Source organism: Sorangium sp. So ce302, assembly GCF_051530145.1.
Classification (GTDB): Bacteria; Myxococcota_A; Polyangia; order Polyangiales; family Polyangiaceae; genus Sorangium; species Sorangium cellulosum_B.
In genome coordinates, this window is record NZ_CP150326.1 from 2,263,600 (window position 1) to 2,285,325 (window position 21,726).

Annotated in this window: 17 protein-coding genes; 7 read left to right on the plus strand and 10 right to left on the minus strand. The window is 70.6% G+C overall.

Annotated features, from left to right (window positions below; genetic code table 11):
- The first annotated feature begins 267 nt into the window (after positions 1-267).
- The 5 genes from WME73_RS08805 (at position 268) to WME73_RS08825 (ending at position 7,046) form a co-directional block, all read left to right on the plus strand.
- Positions 268-639 (plus strand): VOC family protein, encoded by a 372-nt coding sequence (locus WME73_RS08805; protein WP_437745030.1) that lies wholly within the window; start codon positions 268-270, stop codon positions 637-639.
- Between the two features lie 213 nt (positions 640-852).
- The gene (locus WME73_RS08810) at positions 853-2,181 is read left to right on the plus strand and encodes an amidohydrolase (protein ID WP_437915398.1); all 1,329 of its coding nucleotides are present in this window, start codon (positions 853-855) and stop codon (positions 2,179-2,181) included.
- A gap of 503 nt (positions 2,182-2,684) precedes the next feature.
- A complete protein-coding gene (locus WME73_RS08815; protein WP_437745032.1) occupies positions 2,685-3,719 on the plus strand; it encodes a DUF2278 family protein in 1,035 nt (344 codons plus the stop codon).
- A 322-nt stretch (positions 3,720-4,041) separates the two neighbouring features.
- Entirely contained in the window at positions 4,042-6,309 is a 2,268-nt protein-coding gene (locus WME73_RS08820) for a 5'-nucleotidase C-terminal domain-containing protein (protein WP_437915399.1), read from the plus strand.
- Entirely contained in the window at positions 6,306-7,046 is a 741-nt protein-coding gene (locus tag WME73_RS08825) for a tetratricopeptide repeat protein (RefSeq protein ID WP_437915400.1), read from the plus strand. The genes WME73_RS08820 and WME73_RS08825 overlap by 4 nt, the downstream gene beginning before the upstream one ends.
- Positions 7,047-7,595: 549 nt before the next feature.
- On the opposite strand, the gene WME73_RS08830 is transcribed toward WME73_RS08825, so the two are convergent.
- The 9 genes from WME73_RS08830 to WME73_RS08870 form a co-directional block, all read right to left on the minus strand.
- Complete coding sequence (locus WME73_RS08830; RefSeq protein ID WP_437915402.1) at positions 7,596-9,302, minus strand: SIR2 family NAD-dependent protein deacylase; 1,707 nt, start codon at positions 9,300-9,302, stop codon at positions 7,596-7,598.
- A gap of 88 nt (positions 9,303-9,390) precedes the next feature.
- The gene (locus WME73_RS08835; protein WP_437915403.1) at positions 9,391-10,872 is read right to left on the minus strand and encodes a dihydrolipoamide acetyltransferase family protein; all 1,482 of its coding nucleotides are present in this window, start codon (positions 10,870-10,872) and stop codon (positions 9,391-9,393) included.
- Positions 10,873-10,875: 3 nt separating this feature from the next.
- Positions 10,876-11,850, minus strand: a complete 975-nt coding sequence (locus WME73_RS08840; RefSeq protein WP_437915404.1) for an alpha-ketoacid dehydrogenase subunit beta — start codon at positions 11,848-11,850, stop codon at positions 10,876-10,878.
- Between the two features lie 153 nt (positions 11,851-12,003).
- Positions 12,004-13,194 carry a thiamine pyrophosphate-dependent dehydrogenase E1 component subunit alpha gene (locus WME73_RS08845; RefSeq protein WP_437745038.1) on the minus strand — a complete coding sequence of 397 codons (1,191 nt, stop codon included), beginning with the start codon at positions 13,192-13,194 and terminating at the stop codon, positions 12,004-12,006.
- A 203-nt stretch (positions 13,195-13,397) separates the two neighbouring features.
- Entirely contained in the window at positions 13,398-13,967 is a 570-nt protein-coding gene (locus WME73_RS08850; RefSeq protein WP_437745039.1) for a tellurite resistance TerB family protein, read from the minus strand.
- 269 nt (positions 13,968-14,236) lie between these two features.
- Positions 14,237-15,379 carry a lipoyl synthase gene (lipA, locus tag WME73_RS08855; RefSeq protein ID WP_437915405.1) on the minus strand — a complete coding sequence of 381 codons (1,143 nt, stop codon included), beginning with the start codon at positions 15,377-15,379 and terminating at the stop codon, positions 14,237-14,239.
- Positions 15,380-15,428: 49 nt separating this feature from the next.
- Entirely contained in the window at positions 15,429-16,574 is a 1,146-nt protein-coding gene (gene mtnA, locus WME73_RS08860) for an S-methyl-5-thioribose-1-phosphate isomerase (RefSeq protein WP_437915406.1), read from the minus strand.
- The gene (locus tag WME73_RS08865; RefSeq protein ID WP_437915407.1) at positions 16,575-16,907 is read right to left on the minus strand and encodes a hypothetical protein; all 333 of its coding nucleotides are present in this window, start codon (positions 16,905-16,907) and stop codon (positions 16,575-16,577) included.
- Positions 16,908-16,917: 10 nt separating this feature from the next.
- Positions 16,918-17,760, minus strand: a complete 843-nt coding sequence (locus tag WME73_RS08870) for an SDR family oxidoreductase (protein ID WP_437745043.1) — start codon at positions 17,758-17,760, stop codon at positions 16,918-16,920.
- Between the two features lie 844 nt (positions 17,761-18,604).
- Here WME73_RS08870 and WME73_RS08875 point away from each other — a divergent pair.
- Both WME73_RS08875 and WME73_RS08880 read left to right on the plus strand, forming a co-directional pair.
- Positions 18,605-19,720, plus strand: coding sequence for a CAP domain-containing protein (locus WME73_RS08875; RefSeq protein WP_437915408.1), 1,116 nt, complete (start codon positions 18,605-18,607; stop codon positions 19,718-19,720).
- A 172-nt stretch (positions 19,721-19,892) separates the two neighbouring features.
- A complete protein-coding gene (locus WME73_RS08880) occupies positions 19,893-20,723 on the plus strand; it encodes an alpha/beta hydrolase (protein WP_437915410.1) in 831 nt (276 codons plus the stop codon).
- 51 nt (positions 20,724-20,774) lie between these two features.
- On the opposite strand, the gene WME73_RS08885 is transcribed toward WME73_RS08880, so the two are convergent.
- Complete coding sequence (locus WME73_RS08885) at positions 20,775-21,713, minus strand: hypothetical protein (protein WP_437745048.1); 939 nt, start codon at positions 21,711-21,713, stop codon at positions 20,775-20,777.
- Positions 21,714-21,726 lie beyond the last annotated feature (13 nt).

Sequence of the window (21,726 nt, forward strand, 5' to 3'; positions counted from 1 at the left end):
GGCTGTTCCCCTGCTGCTCCCTGATCCCCGGGCACGCCTTCCCACCCCGCCTCGACCAGGATACGCTCGTGGTGCTCTTACGTTTGCGTCCAGGCCGGGACGTCTCCGTCCAAACGTGGTCGTAGGAGATCGGGCTTTTCCACCGGCCAGCGCGGCCCGCGAGCAGTGTCGTGGGTCGCCTGGAAGCGAGACCCGCTCCGGTCACTGGAGCGCGGAGGAGCACGGCGGGCCAACGATGACGAACCATTCCAATGAACGGAGAGATCGATGATCGGATATGTCACGCTGGGCACGAACGATCTGGAGCGCGCCGCTCGTTTCTACGACGCCTTGCTGGGCGGGCTGGGCGCGACGCGGCTCTTGCAGATCGAGCGGTTGATCATCTGGGCGGTGAAGCCGAACGCGCCCGCGCTCGCCGTCGCCCTGCCCTTTGACCACCAGCCGGCCACGGTCGGCAACGGGGTGATGGTCGCGCTCGTCGTCGATAGCCCGGCCAAGGTGGACGCGCTCCACAGCAAGGCCCTGGAGCTGGGCGGCAAGGACGAGGGCGCGCCGGGGCCGCGCGGACAGAGCTTCTACGGGGGATATTTCCGCGACCTGGACGGCAACAAGCTCAACTTCTTCACCATGGTGCGCTGAGCTCCACCCGCCGGCCCGTCTTCCGCAGTCGGCCCGCGCAGCGCCGCGAGGCGGCGCTCGTCTCTCGAAGCAACCGCTTGGAGCAGGCCCACGACGACCCCGCCTGCGTGCGGCGGTGTTCAATGTGTACGCTCGCGCGGCGCGCCGTCACGTCCGTAGTGAATACGCAGCACGGGCCTTGAACGCTCGCGCAAAGAATGATGTAAGAACATCATGCCCGCGCTCCTCGTCAAGACCGTCGATGTGATCACCCTGAACGACGCGGGCGATGTGCTCCGCGGGGTCGACATCGCCATCGAGGGCGGCTCGATCGTGGCCGTTGGCGAGGCGCCCCCCGGCTTTCTGGCCGACGAGGTGCTCGACGGCACCGATCTCATCGCCTTGCCCGGCTTCTGGAACGCGCACACGCACGCAGCCATGACGTTCGAGCGGAGCTTTGCAGACGATCTGCCGCTCGATCGCTGGTTCAATGAAAAGATATGGGTCGCCGAGCGCGCCCTCACCGCGGACGACGTGGAGTGGGGCGCCTACCTCGCCGCGGCCGAGATGATCCGGAGCGGCACCGTCGGGTTCGCGGACCACTACTTTCACATGGATCGCGTCGCCCGGATCGTCGAAGAGAGCGGCCTGAAGGCGCTCCTCGCGTGGTGCGTCTTCGGCCTCTCCAGCGAGGTCGGGACGGATCTCGCCGGGGCCGTGGATTTTGCCCGCCGCTTCCAGGGCGCGGCCGGCGGCCGGATCAAGACGTGCCTTGGCCCGCACGCGCCGTACACCTGCCCGCCGGAGTTCCTCAAGACCGTCGGCGAGACGGCGCGCAGGGAGGGCATGGGCGTCCATATCCACCTCTCCGAGAGCGAGGAGCAGGTCGAGATCTCGCGGAAGCGCCACGGGAAGACGCCCCCCGCGCACCTCGACGCGGTCGGCCTCCTCGACGTGCCCGGCCAGAAGCTCGCCGCCCACTGCATCGCTGTGACCCAGGAGGACATGGCGATCCTCGCCGCCCGCGGCGTGAGCGTCGCGCAATGCCCCGGCTGCCAGATGAAGCTCGGAATGGGGGTGACGCCCGTCCCCTCGCTCCTCGCCCGTGGCGTCAACGTGGCGCTCGGCACCGACGGCCCTGCCTCGAACAACAACCTCGACATGCTCGAAGAGGCGCAGCTCGCGGGCCTCTTGCAGAAGGCCCACCTCCGCGACGCCGAGGCCCTCCCCGGCGACACCGTGCTCCGCCTGGCCTCACGGAACGGCGCGCGGGCCCTGGGCTTCGAGGCGAGCGGCGTCATCGCCCCGGGCGCCGCGGCCGACGTGATCCTCTTCGATTCCCGCCGCCCTCACCTCCGGCCTCGCCATAGCCTGGTCGGCAACATCGTGTATTCGGCGAGGTCCAGCGACATTCGCCACTCGATCATCGCGGGCCGGCTCGTCATGAAGGACCACGAGCTCCTCACGCTCGACGAGGAGCGAATCCTCTGGGAGGCGGAGCGCCGCGCGTTCGCCATGCTGGGCCGCGCCCGGGGCACGGCGCTGCGCGAGTACCGCGGATAACGGCTCCCTCCGGCCATGAGACGATTGTGGGTCGACCGTGAAGGCGAACCGCGCCGGCAGCGGTCCGGCCGACCTCGAACACGGCCCCGGCGAGATCCGTCGCGGCCGAAATCGACTCGAAGCGAGCCTTCCGCCGCGCGAGCGAATCCATGATGAATTTGATGTACCTGTAAGTAGCGTGCGCCTCGGCTCGGCGCTGGCCGCTCGAGAGATGATGGGGTTCCGGCGTCAGCTCCCTGGCGTTCCGCTGCAGGGACCATTGCGTGACAGGGCGGCGGAATTTCCGAGTCCACGGGCAGTTCAGTCTTGACTTCAAAAAAATGACGGCTTCACATGGTGTAGAAGGCGCTATCGCGCGTTCCATTCAACACCCGTCGGTCACCGGCTCCAAGGGGGAGCGCATGCCGGATGATTCATCACCATTCGAAGCAGTGAAGTAGGGTTTTGATACTATCTCACAGGCGGGCACCGGCCGTGCTCAGCCGATGGATGCGGGAGGCAACATGCCGCTGAAGAGCTATGGCGTATTGAAGGGTACAGTGATCGATCGGCGTTTCGCGTCGGGAGCGAACCCGCACTATCAGATCCACGTCGTGGACGACACGATAGACTATCGCATCGCGGTCAATGTGCAGTCGCAGGACGGCTCCCAGGTCGAGTATGTCGTCAAGTCCCATTTTGCGCACCCGCTGCTTCAAGAGATCCACGAGCTGAAGCCGGGCTTTCATCCGCTGGAGAGCAAGCCGGGCGGGCTCGGGCTCGACTTCATCCGGGGGAACCTCGTGGATCGGACGGAGTTCGTTCCGCTGCCATTCTCCGCCCCGGGCCCTGACAACGACCTCAACGAGAAGCTCGACCACTACGTGCAGCGGGCGATGGCCGACGAGACGGCGCTCCTGTACGCCTTCGGGGAGCGCTGGGGCCCGGAGAACGGGAAGAAGGACAAGATCTTCGGCTTCCTGCCGGGAAACGGCATCCACGATATCCACATGAACCAGGGCAACGACGCCCGCTTCAAGAAGGACGACGGTGTCTGGCAGGACGGCGGGCTCCTCATCCACTTCCCGCGTGGGGACCAGTGGGTCGCGATCTTCCTGAAGTTTCAGACGCAGGCGTGGCACACCGATGACCAGACAGGGCACACGCTCGACATCCCGGTATCCGGACCGCCGTCGGACGTGGCAGGTGGAGGCGGTGGGCTCCCCACGGTGGAGCAGCCCGACGGGATCGTGCGGATCGTCGCCGCCCTCGTGAACGACGCGCGCACACCCGAACGGGAGACCGTCACATTGGTGAATACGTCGAACCGGAAGATCAACCTCGCTGGCTGGTCGCTGGCCGACAAGGCCAAATCGAAGATGGCGCTCACCGGAGAGCTTCAGCCAGGTGGGCTGACGACGGTCGTCGTCCAGGCTCCGATGGTCCTCTCCAACAAGGGCGGGCTCATCACGCTGCTCAACGCGGAAGGGCTGAAGGTCGACGGCGTGTCCTATACGAAGCAGCAGGTGAGCAATCCCGGCTGGACGATCGTGTTTTGAGGCCACGCGGTCGTTCGCGCGTGGCGAGCGTTAACGAGACTGTTACCAGCCGTCCATCGGATTGACGCAGCGGCGCGCGGAGGGCGGAGGGCGCGCCGTTCAAGCGTTCTTCCGCCGCATCGCCTCTCCGGTGCTGTTGACATGGCGAGCAGCTCATCGTAGCCCTTGATCCGGGCGTGCATCGGTGCGAAAACTCGACCGCCTCGACTCGATATGGCTGGTTGCGCGCGAAGAGGCATCGGCCGATGCGGCGCTCGGAAAGGTGTTCACGATGACAGGTCGAGTCGGACGGATAGCGTCGGTTTCCTCGCTGATTCTGGCCATGACCGCGCTGACCGCGTGCGGCGATGACCAGGGCGGCACGGGCTCATCGACCTCCAGCTCCAGCTCCTCCTCCAGTTCCTCAGGCTCAGGCGGCAACGGGGGAGGCGGGTCGGGAGGAGGCGGCGGGTCGGGAGGAGGCGGCGAGCAGGGGGGAGGTGGCTCGGGAGGCGGCGAGCAGGGGGGCGGCGGCTCGGGAGGGGCGCCCGCGACGCCGAGCGGCGCCACGGCCGACCTCGCGCTGCTCGAGACCACCGATCTCCATACCAACATCCTCGGCTTCGATTACTTCAAGCTGGTCGCTGAGCCATCGATTGGCCTCGAGCGCACCGCGACCCTGATCAACCAGGCGCGAGACGAGTTCTCGAACACTCTCTTGATCGATAACGGCGACACGATCCAGGGCACTGTCCTCGCCGACCATCAGGCGCTCGTCGAGCCGATCGCGTGCGGCGAGACGCTGGCCATGTACAAGGCCATGAACCACCTCGGGTTCGACGTCGGCGGGATCGGCAATCACGAATTCAACTTCGGCCTCGCCTTTCTCTCGCAGGTGACCCACACCCCGTTCGACGTCGACGGGCTCGATCTCGCTGCGTCGGCGGACTGCGAGGGCCCTCGGTTCCCGCTGGTGAACTCCAACGTCTTCAGCCTGAAGACGAGCGAGACGCTCTTCCCGAAGACCGTCCTCGTCGAGAAGACCCTCACCGCGACGGCGCCGGGCGGCGGCGCCATCGAGAGCGCGGTCAAGGTCGGTTTCATCGACGTCACGCCGCCGACGATCCTGAGCTGGGACAAGAAATGGCTCGAGGGCAAGGTCTTCACGAAGGGGGTGCAGGAGGTCGCGGCCCCGCTGGTGGACGATCTCCGCTCCAGGGGGGCCGAGCTGGTCGTCGCCATCGTCCACGGCGGCCTCGACGACTCGCCGTATACGCCCACCCTCGAGAACCAGGCGTGGCACCTCGCCCAGGTGCCCGGCATCGACGCGATGCTCATGGGCCACTCGCACCAGATCTTCCCCAACCCGAGCAGCACCGTGGCGCAGTTCAGCCTGCCGGAGGTCGACAAGGACGCGGGCACGGTCGGCGGCGTCCCCGCCGTCATGGCGAATTTCTGGGGCCAGCACCTCGGTGTCATCAAGCTGGGGCTCACCCACGACGGCGAGGGCTGGACGGTCGACAAGGCGAAGACGGTCGTCGAGGCCCGGCCGATCGCCACGACCTGCAAAGGGGGGCTCCCCGAGGCGTGTGATGCGATGGAGCGCTGGCGCACGGGGGCGTCCTGCGCGTTCGCGACGCTCTGCGACGCGCAGCCGGACAAGACGAAGGTCCTCGTCGCGGCCGACGCTTCCTTCGCGCCGCTGCTCGACGCCGAGCACCAGGCGACGGTCGCCTACGTCAGGACGCCCATCGGCACGAGCGATTTCGCGATGTCGTCGATGTTCGCCGACGTGGGGGACGCCAGCGCGATCCAGATCGTGAACCAGGCCCAGGCCGACTACATCGCCCGCTACATCGAGGAGAACCTGCCCCAGTACGCGTCGCTCCCCGTGCTCTCGGTGAGCGCGCCGTTCAAGTCCGGCTTTCAGGGTGGCAACGACTACACCGACGTGCCGGCGGGGAGCATCGCAATCAACAACGCGGCCGATCTCTACCTGTATGCGAACACGGTCCAGGCGGTGAAGGTCACCGGCGCGGACATCCTCGACTGGCTGGAGAGGGCCGCGACGCGCTTCAATCCGATCGATCCGAGCAAGACGGAGCCGCAGCCGCTCATCAACAGCGCGATGCCCGGATACAACTTCGACATGTTCACGGACAGCAGGATCACGTACGAGATCGACGTGACCCAGCCGCTCCCGCCCGCGGGGATGAAGGCCAGCGGCCGGATCAAGAACCTCCAGTGGAACGGCGAGCCCATGGATCTGGCCGCGGAGTTCATCGTGGCCACGAACAACTACCGCGCGAGCGGCGGCGGCAGCTTCCCTGGCCTCGACGGCTCGAAGACGATCTACGCCGCGCCGGACACGAACCGCGACGTGCTCATCACGTACATCAAGAAGGTCGAGAACCTCACGCGGGCCGAGAACGGCTCTGCCCGCAGCTGGCGCTTCGCCCGGGTCACGACGATGGGCCCCGTGACCTTCACCTCGGCGCAGAACGCGCTTCCGAAGGCGGAGGCCGCCGGGCTGACCAACCTCTCGCTCGTCGCGCAGGATGACGGCAGCGGCAAGATGCTCTCGGTTTACTCCATCGACCTGAGCCGGTGAGCGCCCCGCGTCCCGTGCGGCTCGCTGTGCTTGTCGGCGGCGTCCTCGTGCTCGGCGGCGCCGCCGCCCTGTCCCTTGGAGGGCTGCGCGAGGGCGATCGTCCCGAGGCGGACCGCCCCACGGCCGCCGCGGCGCCCTCGCCGCCGTCGCGCCCTGGGGCGCCGCCCCCGAGCGGCATGGAGGCTCGGGCGCTCGGCTTTCGCCTGCTCACGCTCGCGGATCCCGGGGAGGTCCTCGCCGGGATGGATTCACTCGCGCGGGCGGCCGAGCAGGGAGACGTCGAGGCGCAGGTCTCGCTCGGAAGGATCTACCTGAAGGGGCTTCCGTCGGTCCCCAGGGACGCGGCGCGCGCCCGCGCCTGGCTGCTGCGAGCAGCCCCCTCCCAGCACCCGAGCGCGGCGTATTTCCTCGGCGTGATGAGCCAGAACGGCGATGGCGTGAAGGCGGACCCCGCGGAGGCTGCGCGCTGGTTCGAGATCGCGGCGCGCGGAGGATCGCCGGACGCGATGTTCCTGCTCGCCAATGCGTATCGCGCGGGCGCCGGCGTGCCGAGGAACGACAGAAGAGCCGTGGAGCTCTACGAGAGCGCTGGCGAGCGGGAGCACCCCGCCGCGCTCCAGGCGCTGGCGATGGCCTATCGCTATGGTGAGCTGGGGCTCGAACCCGACGAGGCCGAGAGCCGCCGGTACACGATGGAAGCCGAGCACGCCATCCAGCACCGGCAGGCTCCTCCGTAGGCGGTAGGCCCCTGAGGAAGCGTCCGTTGACGATGCACCGCCTTCCAGACGCCGCGTCCGTTGCTCGAACCAGCGTGCGAACCCCTCGGCGGCTGCAACGAGCCCGGCCCGCGACACCTCCACGCCGCGGCCCATGTGCCCGGGTAGCTCGCGAGAGAGGATGCGAACCGAGCCGCCGGGCGGACAGAGGACGAATGCTTTGCACCCGGCGAGCTGCTCGCCCCAGTTGGTCAGGAAATCGTGGGCGCTCCAGAACGTCCAGTCCCGGCGGCGCTCCTCGGCCGTTCGGGTATCGGGCACCTCGACGTCTCCGTGATGGCCGTACAATAACCCGTCGAGGAAGTTCCAGGCAGCGATGTCGTCCAACCCGGCCAGCTTGTCGGACCACAGGCGGTCGAGGTTGGGGGGCAGCCGGCGAAAGGGGAGGTAAGCCGGGTACAGCGCACAGTGCGACTCCCCCTCCTGGAGCAGGACGCGTCATCGCAAGAAGGGGTGGCGCCGCCCGACAGCCCCGCGCCCGGGCGGGGCGCGCTCGTCCGAGGCTCCCGATCACCGAGCGAGCCAGGTGCTGACAGGGGCGATGACGCGCTCGCTGAACGCCTCCTTGTCCAGCGCGGCGCCGAGATCGACGCGGAGGTAGCGGTAGGTGCAAGGGCGCCCGCCGGCGTCGAGATCGTGATCGTTTCCGTCGTAGAGGGTGTCCTCCTGTCCGCTCAAGGACGACCAGATCTGGTTCCACGGCAGGTTCCGAACGGAGGAGCGCATCAGGCTGATCTGCAGCTCGGAGCCCGCCGCTCGCGCGTCGCCGAAGCGCGTCGGATCCGGCTCTCCACCGCCGTCGCGCGTGAAGCCCGTGTCCGACACGACCTCGAGGACCACGCTCCGCGAGGTGCTGGCCGATGACTGCCAGACGAGCTGGAGGCGATACGCAGGCAAGAAATCCCAGGCCCAGTACTTGCGCCGGAAGAACTCCGAGGTCGATTTCGGGTGACGCGAGAACAGGGACGGGTCCCAGCGCTCGAACGTGAGCCCGATGCCCGCGAGCGCATCGGACAGCTCTGCCAGCCGATCGAAGACGCGGCGCTGAACCTGGTGGACGAGCCGATAGCTCTGCCTCACGAGCGCCATGTCCATCCCGACGTCCCCTGCGGTCGTCTCGAAGCTTCGAGGCGTCGCGGCGGCGGCGGGCGGGGCGGGCGCCGCCTCGGTGAGGAGCGCTCGGTGTGCGACCCGGGTGACGGGAGGGACCATCACCTCGACCTCGTCGGCGAGGAACGCGAGGGGCCCGGCGGGGGCGGGGGATGGGGCGGCTGCCACCTCGAGGCGCGCGGTGGACCGAGGGGCGCCCGCCATGAGCGGCGGCGGCGTGGTGGGCTCCCGGTTCCCGGCGGAACCGAGGGCGTGGACGAGCGCCACCAGGGGATCACCGAACTCCTCGAACGTCAGGAACTCGATGCAGCTCAGGTCCCTCAGGCGCCGCTGGGTGTCGCGCAGCTCGCGCGCCCGAACGAGCATGTAGTGCGGCCCTGCGGCGCCGCCGAATGCCTCGTGGACCCACGCGATCTGGTTGCCGAACATCGCGTCGTCGAGGCTGAAGCCGACGAACAGGAAGGTGCGCGCCGCGAGCAGGTGGCGCAGCGCCTGCAGCGCGCCGCGGTAGCGCACCTCGTCCTCCTGGCTCGGGTACAGCTCGCGGTAGCCGTCCGGCGTCAGGATCAGCCGCTGCGGCTGCTGGATGAAGCCGTGCAGGTGCCAGACCGTCGGGCGATCGATCTCGTCGCGCAGCATGGCGGACAGCTCCGCCGTCGCGTCGACGCTGATCTGCACGAGATCGTTCGGATCGTCGAGCGCGTAGCGGAGGATCTGATCGTAGTTGGTCGTGATCACCAGCCTGCTCGGCAGCTGCCAGACGGCGCGAGCGAGCGACAGAGATCCGGTGTCGATGCGATTGCCCGGCGGATCGAGCACCTGGCGGAGGTAGCGGTACCAGCCCGGCCCCATGCCCTCGCGCGCGTGCCGGGCCGCCTCGAAGTAGTCGGGCGCCCGCTTCTCCAGCAGCCCTTCCACGACGTTGGCCTCAGGCCGCTTGCCGTCCTCGCGGAGGCGCGCGGCTGCCCCGAGGAGCAGGTCTCCCCAGCTGGGGAACATCCGCTTCCCGTTCCGGTCCAGCGCGGCCATGGACACGCCGGCGCCGACGAAGGGCACGACGAACCGGTCGCGCAGCGCGTCCTCGAGGGTCTTGGGAATCGCGATCACGGCGCGCGATGTTGCCGGTTCCGGCCCCGCGCGACAAGCCGTGGGCGCATCGCTGCCGCGCGCGGCCGCCGCTGCGCGCAGCAGCCGCTCAGCTCATCTCCAGGAACAGCCGATCCGGATCCTCCAGGTACCCGATGATCTCGTAGGCGAACGCCGCCCCCACGTGGCCATCGATGATCCGGTGGTCGAACGACAGCGACACCAGCATCACCTCGCCGATCACGATCTGCCCGTCGCGCACCACCGGCTTCTGCTTCATCTGGTGGATACCCAGGATCGCGACCTCGGGGAAGTTCAGTATCGGCGTCGCGAACAGCCCCCCTTGCTGGCCGAGCGACGTGATCGTGAACGTCGAGCCGCCGAGATCCTCCGGCTTCACCCGCCCCGACTTCGTGTCCTCGCCGAGCCGCGCGATCTCCTGCGCGATCTCCAGCACGCTCCGGCGATCCGCGTCGCGCACGACAGGCACGATGAGCCCGGCCTCGGTCGCGGACGCGATGCCGATATGATAGCTCTTCTTGACGACGATCTCCTGCGCGGCCTCGTCGAAGGCGCTGTTCAACGTCGGGTGCTTCTTCAGCGCCGCGACGACGGCCTTCACGAAGAAGGGCAGGAAGGTCAGCTTGACGCCCGCCTTCTCGGCCAGCGGCCGCAGGCGCGCGCGGCGCTCCTTCAGCGCGGAGACGTCGCACTCCTCGACGAAGGTGAAGTGCGCCGCCGTGTGCTTCGACCGCGACATCGCCTCGAAGATCCGCTTGCGCACGCCCCGCAGCGGGATGCGCTCGTCGCCCGGCGCCGAGGGCAACCCCCGTCCGCGCTCCCCCTCGGGCCGCGCCGCCCCGTGCCCCGGCTCCTCGTCCAGCTGGCCGGGCCCCGCCGCCGCCGGCCTCGGCGCCGCCTCGGGCAGCGCCGGGGCCGCCCGCCTGGGCGCCGCCTCGGGCAGCGCCGGGGCCGCCTCCTCGGGCGCCTCGAGCGCCCGCACGTCATCCTTCGTCACGCGGCCCGCCGGGCCGGTCGGCGGCACGCGCCGCAGGTCGACCCCGAGGTCGCGCGCCAGCTTGCGCGTCGCGGGCGTCGCGAGCGGCTTCTCGTTGAAGTAGGCCGCCGCGCGCGCGCCCGCGCCGATGCTGCCGTTCGCCCACGCCGACCGCGCCGGCGCCACCAGGTTCATCCCCGGGAGGTCCTCCCGGATGTCGCCGACCGCCGTCGCCGCGGGCTCCGCAGGGCCGGACTTCGCGGCCGGCGCCGCGGGCTCGGCGGGTCCCGCATTCGCCGCTGCCTGGCGCACCCCCGCCCCCGACGCGGGCGGCGGCGCCGCCGCAGGCCGGTCGTCGAGGTCGAACACGACGAGCACCGAGTGGACCGGGACGACCCCGCCCACCTTGCCCCGCGTCTCCACGATCCGGCCCGTGCGCGGCGACGTGATCGTCACCGTCGCCTTGTCGGTCATCACCTCGACCATCGGCTGGTCCTCGGCGACCATGTCACCCGGCGACACCAGCCAGGTCACGATCTCGCCCTCGGTGACGCCCTCGCCGATGTCCGGAAGCCTGAACTCGTACTTGCCCATGCGTCAGTACCTCGCCGTCTCCAGGATCGCCGGAAGGATACGATGGGAAAGGGGGAGATACTCGTTCTCGAGGGTGTACGGGAACGGGGTGTCGAAGCCCGTGACCCGGAGCGGCGGCGCCTCCAGGTGGAGGAACGCCTTCTCGTTGACCAGCGCGACGAGCTCGCCCCCGAGGCCGCAGGTCTTCGGCGCCTCGTGCACCACGATGAACCGGCCCGTCCGCTTCACCGACTCGATCACCGTGTCGATGTCGAGCGGCCACAGCGTGCGCAGGTCGATCACCTCGCACTCGACGCCCTGAGCGGCCGCCTGGTTCGCCGCGTCGAGCGCCTCGTAGAGCATCGCGCCCCAGACCACGAGCGTCACGTGCCAGCCAGGCCGGACCACCTTCGCCTGGCCGAGCGGGACCGTGTACTCGCCGTCGGGGACGTCGCCCTTCGCGGCGCGGTAGATGCGCTTCGGCTCGAAGAACAGCACCGGATCCGGGTCCCGGATCGACGAGAGCAAGAGCCCCTTCGCGTCGGCCGGGTTCGACGGGCACACGACCTTCAGGCCCGCCACGTGGACGAACTGCGCCTCGGGCGACTGCGAGTGGTAGTGCCCGCCGCGGATGCCGCCGCCGAACGGCGTCCGGATGACCAGCTTGGACGGGTACTCTCCCCCCGAGCGGTAGCGGTACTTCGCCAGCTCGGACACGATCTGGTCGTACGCGGGATAGATGAAATCGGCGAACTGGATCTCCGGGATCGGGACGAGCCCGTAGAGCGCCATCCCGATGGCCGTCCCCACGATCCCGTTCTCCGAGAGCGGCGTGTCGATCACCCGGTCGTCCCCGAACTCGTCGAACAGGCCCTGGGTCACGCGGAACACGCCGCCGACCTTGCCGACATCCTCGCCGAGCACGACGACCCGCGCGTCCCGCCGCATCTCGTGGCGTAGCGCGTCGTTGATCGCCTGGACCATGTTCATCTGAGGCATGCTCTTCGTCTCCGTCTCTCGGCCAACAGGTGGGGGTACAACCTCACCGGCGCCCCGGCCCCCCGGGGGTCCCCGCCGATCACGGGCAGCGGCGCCACCCCCGCCGCGCCGCCGTCCGGCGAGCCGCCACGCCGACGCCGCCGTCCGCGCGGCCTAGTGGCCGCCGTGGCCCTTGGGCCTCGGGCCCGCCTTGAGCTGCTCCCGCTGCTCCACGAGGTGCCAGGGCGGCTCCGCATAGACGTCCTCGAACATCGAGTCGAGCGGCGGCGGCGGGACCTTCTCCGAGACCGCGATGCAGGCCTTGACCTCCGCGTCGACCGCCGCCTCGATCTCGCGATCCTGCGCCTCCGTCCAGCCCTGGGTGCGCTCGACGTGCCGCCGGAGCCGCGCGATCGGATCGAGCCGGCGCCACGGGTCGAGCCACGCGTCGGGGCGGTACGCCTTCGGGTCGTCGCTCGTCGAATGGCCCGACAGGCGGTACGTCATCGCCTCGATGAGTGTCGCGCCCTCGCCGCGCGAGGCGCGCGCGATCGCGTCGCGCGTCACCTTCACGACGGCGAACACGTCGTTGCCGTCGACCCGCACCCCGGGGACGCCGTAGGCGACGCCCTTGCTCGCAAACGTGTTGCTCGACGTCTGGCGCTCGGTCGGCACGCTGATCGCCCAGCCGTTGTTCCGGCAGAGGAAGATGACCGGCACCTTGAACACGCCAGCGAAGTTCAGGCCGCTGTGGAAATCCGACGAGCTCGTCGCGCCGTCGCCGAAGTAGGCCAGCGTGACGAGCTCGTCGCGCTTCAGCTTGGCGGCCCACGCGAAGCCCACGGCCTGGGTGATCTGCGTGCCGATGGGCGAGCTCACCGAGCCGAAGTGGCCCTCGCGGTAGGTGTAGTGGTCCGGCATCTGCCGCCCCTTCACCGTGTCGTTCGCGTTGCCGAACATGTTGTCGATGTACCGCTGGAGCGGCAGCCCTCGCCAGAGCGCCGCCCCGAACTCGCGGTAACACGGGAACACCCAGTCCTGGGGCCGCGTCGCGGACACGCTGCCGAGGACCGCAGCCTCCTCACCCAGCGAGCCGATGTGGAACCCGATGCGCCCCTGGCGCTGCAGCGCCACGAGCCGCTCGTCGAGCAGGCGCGTGCGCATCATGGCCTTGTAGAGGGCGATCACCTCCGATGGCTCGAGCTTCGGATCGTGCGCGGGGTCGAGCGAGCCGTCGTCGCGCAGGACCTTGATCACGTCGTCGGCACACGTATCGAGCGGGTGCCGCGCGACGGCAGCCTGCGGCTCGAGGCTTGCCCCTGAGACGTTCGGCGGGCGGTCGGTGGAGTACGTCGCGGTGCTCATCGGTTCGCGGGACACTAACCAAAGGCGCTGCCCGAGACCAGTGCCCAGACGCGGCGTACGCTCATTCGCTTTACGCGTGACGTTGAGGTGACGTTGACTCGTCGCAGCGATCGCGCTCGGGGTTTGACTCGCCGCGGCGAGCTCGAACCCGCGCGCGCCCTGATGCGCGTCTCCCGCCGTACGCGGCGGCGCGGATGTCCACGCTAGACGTTCACGGGCTCGGCTGCCTGCGCGAGGGCCTCGTCGACGGCGGCCACGTCGAGCTTGAAGCCGCGCGCGAGCTGCTCGAGCACGCCGTGCTCCTGCGCGCTCACGCCGCCGGAGGCGTGCGCCATGGAGGCCGCCACGCGGAGCACCTCGCGCTGGTGCTCGGTCCGCGCGATCGTGCGGGCGACCATGCTGATGCGCTTCTCCAGCCCGTCCTCGGCCAGCATCTCGCCGAGATCCGCGAGGAGCGCCTCGAGCTGCTTCTCGTGGACGAGGTTCTGGCAGGCGCCGGCGACGATCGCCTGGAAGCGCCCGCGCTCCTCGTCGTCGAAGTGGCCGTCGGCGTTCGCGACGAGGAACGCGGCCTCGATGATCGTCTCGAAGAGCGCCACCGCGGCGGGATCGAAGCCGGTGGGCATCGTGATGTCTTCGATGGGAGGGCGCGCGCTGTAGGCCCTCGCGGCCTGGGCCAGGATCGACGCCACGCGCACGCGGGGCGTCTCCGAGCCGAGGCGCGAGGCGCCTGGAGTGATGCCGCCGAGGCGCCTGTTGATGGGAGCGGACATCGTGGTGTTGGACCCTCCTGCCGTCCAATACGCTCGGCCAAACGCCGGGAAGCGTCAAGGCGCTTGCGCCTGCCAGCCCCGGGGCTGCGGTCCCCGCGGTGAATGCGTTCAGCCTCTCATTCAACAACCCGCCCCGCCCGTCCCAGAGCGGTGCTCACCCGCACAGGAGACGGGCCCAGATCGGCGTTTTCGGCGCACAGGCGCACTCCAGTGCGCCGAGCACCGAAAACGTCGAGATGGGCCTGTATCCGAAGCGGGTGGGCGCCGCTCTAGCGGCGGACGAGGGAGGCTGCAGGGACGAGCCGCGCGGCGCTGGCCGACGCGGCCGTCGGGCCGTCGAGCGGACGGGGCTCGTCCGGATCGAGCTCTGCGGTGAGGCGGGCGGCCTCGCGGCGCGCCACGGCGAGGCGCTCCTCGAGGAGCGCCTCGATGGCTGCCGGGCCTGCGGGATCCTCGCCGGCCGGGGAGGCGCCGGCGGGCAGCGCCGCGCCGCCTCGGTCCATCAGGCTGCGGACGAAGACCTCGGCCGCCTTGTAGCTCGACCGAACGAGCGGCGCGCTGGCGGCGTAGAGGAAGCCCATCTCGAGCGCCGCGCGCTCGAACGCGGCGAACGTCTCGGGCTCGACGAAGCGCTGCACGGGCGCGTGCTTCGAGGAGGGGCGGAGGTACTGGCCGATCGTCACGATGTCGACCCCGGCCTCGCGCAGATCGCGGAGCGCCTCCAGGACCTCGTCGTCGGTCTCGCCGATGCCGACCATGACCGAGCTCTTGGTGAGCCGCCGCGGCGCGGGCGCGCCGGCCTCCGCGGCGTCGGCGGCGAGGCGCCGCTGGCGCTCCTTCGCGCGCCGGAGCACGGCGAGCGACTGGTCGTAGCTCGACCGGACGTCGCGGATGACGCGCGTGATGCGGCGGACGACCTCGACGTTGTGGGCGAAGACGTCGGGCCCGGCGTCGACCACCATGTCGACGGCGCTCATGTGGCCCTGGAAATCGCCGACAAGCGTCTCGATGAGCAGGTCGGGCCGGAGCGCGTGCAGGCGGCTCACCGTGCGGGCGACGTGCTCGGCGCCGCCGTCGAGCAGGTCGTCGCGGTTGACCATCGTCATCACGACGTACTGGAGCGAGAGCCGGGCGATGGCGCGGGCCACGTGCTCCGGCTCGCGCACGTCGACCGCGCCGCGGGGATCGCCCGTCGTGACCGCGCAGAAGCGGCAGCCGCGCGTGCACACGTCGCCGAGGAGCATCACCGTCGCGGTCCCCTCGCGCCAGCACTCGCCGACGTTCGGGCAGCGCGCCTCCTCGCAGACCGTGTGGAGATCGAGCTTGCGGAACGTCTCCTTGAGGTGGTGGTACGTGTCACCCCCGGGAGCGCGGACCTTGAGCCATTCAGGTTTGGGCGAGAACTGCGCCATCAGGGGTGTCCTTAGCCCATGCGGCGGGGGAGCGCGAGGGGGAGGTGCGCTAGCCGGACGGCGGCGCGGGCGGCACGGAGCGGCTGATCTCGCGCGTCGTCAGCTTGCCGCGCTCGGTGAAGACGGCCGTGACGAGCTCCGCGGGGGTGACGTCGAAGGCCGGGTGCCGGACGGGCACGCCGGGCGGGACGACGCGGCGGCCGCCGACGACGGCGAGCTCGTCGCGGCTCCGCTCCTCGATCGGGATCGACGCGCCGCTGTCGGTGGCGAGGTCGATCGTGCTCCACGGGGCGGCCACGTAGAACGGGATGCCGTGGTGGCGCGCGAGGCAGGCGAGGCCGTAGGTCCCGATCTTGTTCGCGACGTCGCCGTTCCGCGCGATGCGGTCGGCCCCGACGACGACGGCGCCGATCTCGCCCTTCTGCATGAACCACGCGGCCATCGAGTCGGAGATCACCTCGACGGGGATGCCGTCCCGCTGGAGCTCCCAGGCGGTGAGGCGGGCGCCCTGGAGGTACGGGCGGGTCTCGCACGCGAGCACGCGGAGCGCCTTGCCCTCCTCGATGGCGGCGCGGATCACGCCGAGCGCCGTGCCGTAGCCGCCGGTCGCGAGCGCGCCCGCGTTGCAGTGGGTGAGGACCGTGCCCGACTCCGGCAGGCGCGCGGCGCCGGCGCGGCCCATCTGGTGGCAGGCGGCGACGTCTTCCCGGTGGATCTCGCGGGCGAGCTCGGCGAGCTCCCGCGCGCGCTCCTCGCCGCGGCGCCCGGCGTTCTGCAGGGCCGCGGCGATCGCGCGCCGCACCGCCCACCCGAGGTTCACGGCGGTGGGCCGGGCCGAGGCGAGGTGCTCCCCCGCCGCCCGCATGGCGGCGACGTAGCTGGAGGCGCCCTCGTCGCGGGCGGCGCGCGCGGCGAGCGCCATCCCGTACGCGGCGGCGATGCCGATGGCCGGGGCGCCGCGGACCGCCATGGTCCGGATGGCCTCGGCGACGCCGGCGGAGTCGGTCACGGTAAGGTAGCGCTCGCGCTCGGGCAGCTCGCGCTGCTCGAGGAGGAACACGCGGTCGTCGCTCTGCGCCAGCTCGACGGCCGAGTAGTCGGCGCCGGAGAGGGCCGCGGCCGGCTCCCAGGGCGGCGCCGGCCGCACGCCATCGCCTGGCCTCGGTGTCTGCTCTGCTTCGAAGCTCGTGCCCATTCAGCGCCTCCCGTTCGAGCGTGACGGCTCCCCTGGCGATCCGTCGTCCGGCCCCTGCGCCTCCGCGCTCGCGGCGAGCCGGCCGCGGATCTCCTCCGCGACGGTCGCGAAGTCCTCCGCCGCGTCGCCCTTGCGGCCCGCGAGGTAGGCGCGGAGCGCGTCGGCGGCGAGCAGCGCGAGGCTCGCGTTGATCCCGCGCGCCGTGAGCGCCTCGATCACGTCGCCGTTCTTGAGCAGCGTCTCCAGGTCGTCGAAGACCGCGGCGAGCTCTGGCCCGGGATCGATGCCGCCGCCGGCGGCGGGGCGCGTCTTCTTGTCGTCCTCGCGGGTCACGGGTCGCGCCTCATGGGTGTTTGGTGGTCGTCGCCTTGGGGATCGCGGTGAAGGGGAAGTGCGGCGGCTCCACGCCGGGCACGCACTGGTACTTCGAGAAATCGGTGACGCCCTCCTCGCGGAGCAGGGCCTCGTCGATCCACGCCTTGCCGCGCCGTGCCGACGGCTCGCGCGAGAGCAGCGCGAGCGTCGCGTCGGCGAGGATATCCGCCTTGCGCCAGAGCTCCGGGCCGCCGAGGCCGAAGTTGATCGTGGCGAAGCTCTCGATCGCGGTCGCGGGCCAGAGGGCGTGGGCCGTGATGTTGTGCTCCGCGTACTCGCCGGCGATGGCGTCGGCGATCATCGTCATGCCGAATTTGGAGACCGCATAGGCCCCGTGGTGGGCGCAGGCCTCGGCGTCGACGGGGGGCGACATCATGATGATGTGGCCGTATTTTTGCGCGATCATCTGGGGGAGGACGGCCTGCGAGAGGGCGAACGACGCGCGCACGTTGATGCCCATGATGAGGTCGAACTTCTTCATGGGTGTGTCCACGACGTCGGCCCACCAGAGCGCGCCCGCGTTGTTGATGAGCGCGTCGATGCGCCCGAGGCGCTCGACGGCCGTGGCGACGGCGCCCCTGCAGGCCTCGTCGTCGCGGACATCGAGCTTGATGGGCAGCGCGCGGCGGCCGAGCTGCTCGACCTCGCGGGCGACGTCGTGGATCGTGCCCGGGAGGCGCGGGTTCTCGGCGACCTCCGTCTTCGCGGCGACGACGATATCCGCGCCTTCTCGCGCGCAGGCGAGGGCGACGACCCGTCCGATCCCGCGGGAAGCTCCTGTGATGAAGACAACGCGGTCCTTGAGGCGCATGGTCGGCGGTCATAGCACAGGAGCCGCCGCGGGTGCGGCCTCGCGGTTCGCAGTCGAGCGGCCGTGCTGCGGGGTCGCCGCGCTGTCATCGGGGCGTCAGGCCGTCGGGGCGCCTTTCCACCTTCCCACGAGCGCGGCAGCCGGCCTGCCGCGCGGAGGAGATGGCGCGCGCGTACGGCGGGAGGCCACATCCACCACCACCCCGCGCGTGACGCAGGGACGAGCTCTGCCGCGGACGTGAGCGGGCGAGGGCCCTCAGGCGAGCGGCGTGGCGGTGCGGCGAGGAGCGGGGGAGTCGCGCGGAAGTTCATGGGCGTTCGATTGACCTGCTGCCGACATGCGGCCTGTGGCTCCCCGCGGCGCGCGTCGACGCGCGATCCACGGCGGGCGGAGGCGGAGGCTCGCAGGGTGTCGTCGCCCCACGTGCTTCTGATCGCGGTCTGTCGTCGGACACGGACACCCACCCTTCGGACCAGGGGAGATGTTGTGTCCTGATGGCTCCATGTCTCACACCGTCTTTGCGTGAAGAAATCCTGTGTCGTCGAGCTCCGGGGAGCTCGGTTTCATGGGTCTTGAAAAGATCCAGCGATCCGGCGGCAAATCATGCGTGCCAGAGTGTTTCGTATCTGGACATGCCCGCGGTCAGGTGACACCGTGGTGTGAGCGAATCGAAGGGAGGCGCTGCGCTGCGTGGGATCGCGCTGTGCGCTACTCCGCCCCCTGAACAACGCTGTACTGGGGTGGCCCGTCGAGGTGTCGTGTGCCCCGGCGTACGTGCTGGCGCGAGCCGCGACGCAGGGGCGGGCCGAGCTCGGACGGGCCCAGAGAACCAAGGAGCATGCATATGAGCGCTTTGCACAGGACGCTTGTCCTCGCCTTCATCGCTGGCTGTTCTGCAGTCGGCTGCCTCGCCTCGACCGAGGTCGACGAGGAGCCGTCGGCGGAGCTGTCGGAGGACCAGTCCTCGCCGCTCGCGGGGGCGGTCTGCGATACCGCGTCGGAGGGCTCGGATGTGGAGCTCTCCTGTCCTGCCGGCGAGGTCATCACGGCGATCCAGTTCGCGAGTTATGGCAGGCCGCGCGGCGTCTGCGGCGGCTACGCGGCCACCTCGTGCAACGCGCCGACGTCGAAGGCCGTCGTGGAGCGCGCGTGCCTCGGAAAGGCGAGCTGCGCCGTGCGGGCGAGCAACGCGACCTTCTCCGGTGATCCGTGCAGGAGGACCGCGAAGCGGCTCTACGTGCAGGCGGCGTGCGGCCCCGCGCCGGGCAGCGGCGCGGGAGGCGCGACGAGCGGCACCGGAGGCGCGGGTGGCGCGGGAGGCGCGACGAGCGGCACCGGAGGCGCGGGCGGTGCGGGAGGCTCGACGAGCAGCACCGGAGGCGCGGGAGGCTCGACGAGCAGCACCGGAGGCGCGGGCGGCTCGACGAGCGGTGAGGTCTGCGGCAATGGGGTTTGCGGCGCGGGCGAGGACTGCTCGAGCTGCTCGAGCGACTGCGGCGCATGCCAGGTGTGCGGCGGCGCCGGGCCCAGCACGACTCCGCTCGACACCGAGGAGCAGGCGTTCCTCACCATCATCAACCAGTATCGCGCGCAGAACGGCCTCGGGGCGCTCTCGGGCTGCACCTCGATGAACCGCGCTGCTCAGGGGCACAGCGAGGACATGCGCGATCAGAACTACTTCTCGCACACGAGCCTCGACGGCCGGACGCCCTGGACCCGCATGTGCAACGCCTGCTACGAGCTCGGCTGCGGGGGCACCGCCATGGCCGAGAACATCGCCGCTGGCAACTCGACGGCCCAGGCGACGTTCACCCAGTGGAAGAACTCGGACGGCCACAACAAGAACATGCTCGGCTCCGCCTACAAGGTCATCGGCATCGGGCGGGCGACCGGAGGCGGGACCTACGGGTCCTACTGGACCACGGTGTTCGGCGGCAGCTCCGAGGCGAGCTGCAATTAGGCCAGGCACCCGCGGCGGCGGCCGCCTGCTCGCAGCAGCGTGTCACGCGTGAGGCGTTCTGCCATGGCGGGGCGGCGCGACCCGGGAGCCGAGATGGCCCGGGCCGCGCCGCGCTCCACAGCCGGAGAGCAGCGGCCGAGTGGCGGCCTGGTGATTGCTTCACACCGGGACGGTGGAACAGCAGACCTCCGCGAAAACACATGTCATCTATCTCCTTGGTCCGTACCGAATTCCCGGCTTCCACGGGGAGCGCAACGTGCGTGTCTACCTGCCCGACGAGGGGGCGCGTGACGGGCGGCCATCGCCTGTGCTCTTCCTGTTCGATGGGCAGAACGTCTTTCACGACGACCCCTCCTACAGCGGAGGGTGGCACCTTCACGAGGCCGTCCATGATCTCGCAAATCGAGGTCTCGAAGCGCCGGTCCTGGTGGGGATCGATCACGGCGGACCCGAGCGGTTGACGGAGCTGTCGCCGTTCCCGGGCGACGGAAGCGAAGGGAAGCTCGACGAGTATCTGGGCTGGCTCACCTCCGAGATCGTGCCGGCCGTACAGGAGCGCTTCGCGGTGAGGCGCGACCCGGCCAGCACGGCGATCGGCGGCTCATCCATGGGGGGCCTCGCGGCGCTCTATGCTCATTGGCGTTGCCCCGACGTGTTCGGGGCCGCGCTCTGCATGTCGCCGTCGCTCTGGCTCGCCGAGCGCAAGATCTTCGACGTCCTCGCGTCTCTGGCCGTCCCGGCGAGCTCGAGGCTGTACGTCGACGCCGGCGCTCAGGAGGACGGGGGCTCGGTGCTGCGCGACGCCGCGCGGCTGGTCGAGCAACTTCGCCAGCAGGGCTACAGGGAGGACAACCTGCTGTTCTGCCTGGACGAGGACGGAACCCACTCCGAGGACGCGTGGCGCCGGCGCGCCCCGGGGGCGCTGCAATTCCTGTTCAGCGGGGACGCCAGGGAGCCGCAGGGCGGCGTCGGAGCGCCGGAGGGGTCGCAGCAGGCCGCCTGATCTGCTGCGCTTCGGCGCTCTTCACACCGGCGGCCCAGGCCCGACCGTCCCCTACCGCCGCCCCTTGCTCCGCTTGCGCGTCCCCTGGACGATGCGCGCCGCGTAGCGCGGTATCGGGGCGGTCGCGCCGAGCGCCGCGGACAGGCGGTCGACCTCCGCATCCGAGAAGGACGCCTTCCGGAGCGCCGCGATCGCGTCCGCCACGACGTCGCGCGACTCGGGGCGCTCTGCTCGCGTCTTCTCCTCGAGCCAGCGCACGACCTCGGGGAAGCGGCCGGCGAGGGACGCGATCTGCGCGGGCATCCCCTGCCGGAGGAGGCGCAGGCCCTGCAGCCGCTCGTCCGCGCGCGGGGAGCGATCCGACAGCACGAACGCCTCCTCGAGGCGCTCGACCACCTCCGCGCCTGCCGAGAGGCTGGCGAGCAGCGTGCGCTCGGCGAGCGCCTCGAGCGCGACGTACGCCTGCAGGTAGCCGTCGGTCCAGGACGAGAGCTCGCCGACAACCGCGTCGCCGCGCGCCGCGATGACGGCGCGGAGCGCCGCCACCACCCCGTCGCGCACGACGCGCCGCGGGTCCTCGGCCAGCTCCTCGAGCGCCTCGAGCGGATCGAGCCCGCCCTTCCCGCGGCGCGCGCCGCCCGCGCGCGGCGCCTGCCCCGCTCCGCCCGCCGGCGTGGCGCCCTTCACCGCGAGCGACGCGAGCGCCTGCGCCGCCACGATGAGCGCGTACTCCTCGGCGGTCGCGGAGAGCGCCCGCACGAGCCGCTCGGCCGGCGCGCCGCGGTCCGCGATCGCCGCGCCGACCGCCCGCGCGAGATCCAGGTTCACGCGCGGCAAGGGGGCGTTCGGCCCGAGGTCGGGGCCTGGCGCGCGCACCCCGCCGCGCCGGGCGGGCAGCCCGGAGCTCCGATCGAGCAGCGCGAGCAGCTCGGCCGGGTCGCCGCTCTGCACGGCGCGCTCGATCGCCGCATCGATTTTCGGGTTGCGCAAGGCGCCCGGGGGA

Coding starts and splice junctions, on each gene's coding strand:
- WME73_RS08805 (WP_437745030.1), top strand. CDS start 268: ATGATCGGATATGTCACGCTGGGCACGAACGATCTGGAGCGCGCCGCT.
- WME73_RS08810 (WP_437915398.1), top strand. CDS start 853: ATGCCCGCGCTCCTCGTCAAGACCGTCGATGTGATCACCCTGAACGAC.
- WME73_RS08815 (WP_437745032.1), top strand. CDS start 2,685: ATGCCGCTGAAGAGCTATGGCGTATTGAAGGGTACAGTGATCGATCGG.
- WME73_RS08820 (WP_437915399.1), top strand. CDS start 4,042: ATGACCGCGCTGACCGCGTGCGGCGATGACCAGGGCGGCACGGGCTCA.
- WME73_RS08835 (WP_437915403.1), bottom strand. CDS start 10,872: ATGGGCAAGTACGAGTTCAGGCTTCCGGACATCGGCGAGGGCGTCACC.
- WME73_RS08840 (WP_437915404.1), bottom strand. CDS start 11,850: ATGCCTCAGATGAACATGGTCCAGGCGATCAACGACGCGCTACGCCAC.
- WME73_RS08845 (WP_437745038.1), bottom strand. CDS start 13,194: ATGAGCACCGCGACGTACTCCACCGACCGCCCGCCGAACGTCTCAGGG.
- WME73_RS08850 (WP_437745039.1), bottom strand. CDS start 13,967: ATGTCCGCTCCCATCAACAGGCGCCTCGGCGGCATCACTCCAGGCGCC.
- lipA (WP_437915405.1), bottom strand. CDS start 15,379: ATGGCGCAGTTCTCGCCCAAACCTGAATGGCTCAAGGTCCGCGCTCCC.
- mtnA (WP_437915406.1), bottom strand. CDS start 16,574: ATGGGCACGAGCTTCGAAGCAGAGCAGACACCGAGGCCAGGCGATGGC.
- WME73_RS08870 (WP_437745043.1), bottom strand. CDS start 17,760: ATGCGCCTCAAGGACCGCGTTGTCTTCATCACAGGAGCTTCCCGCGGG.
- WME73_RS08875 (WP_437915408.1), top strand. CDS start 18,605: ATGAGCGCTTTGCACAGGACGCTTGTCCTCGCCTTCATCGCTGGCTGT.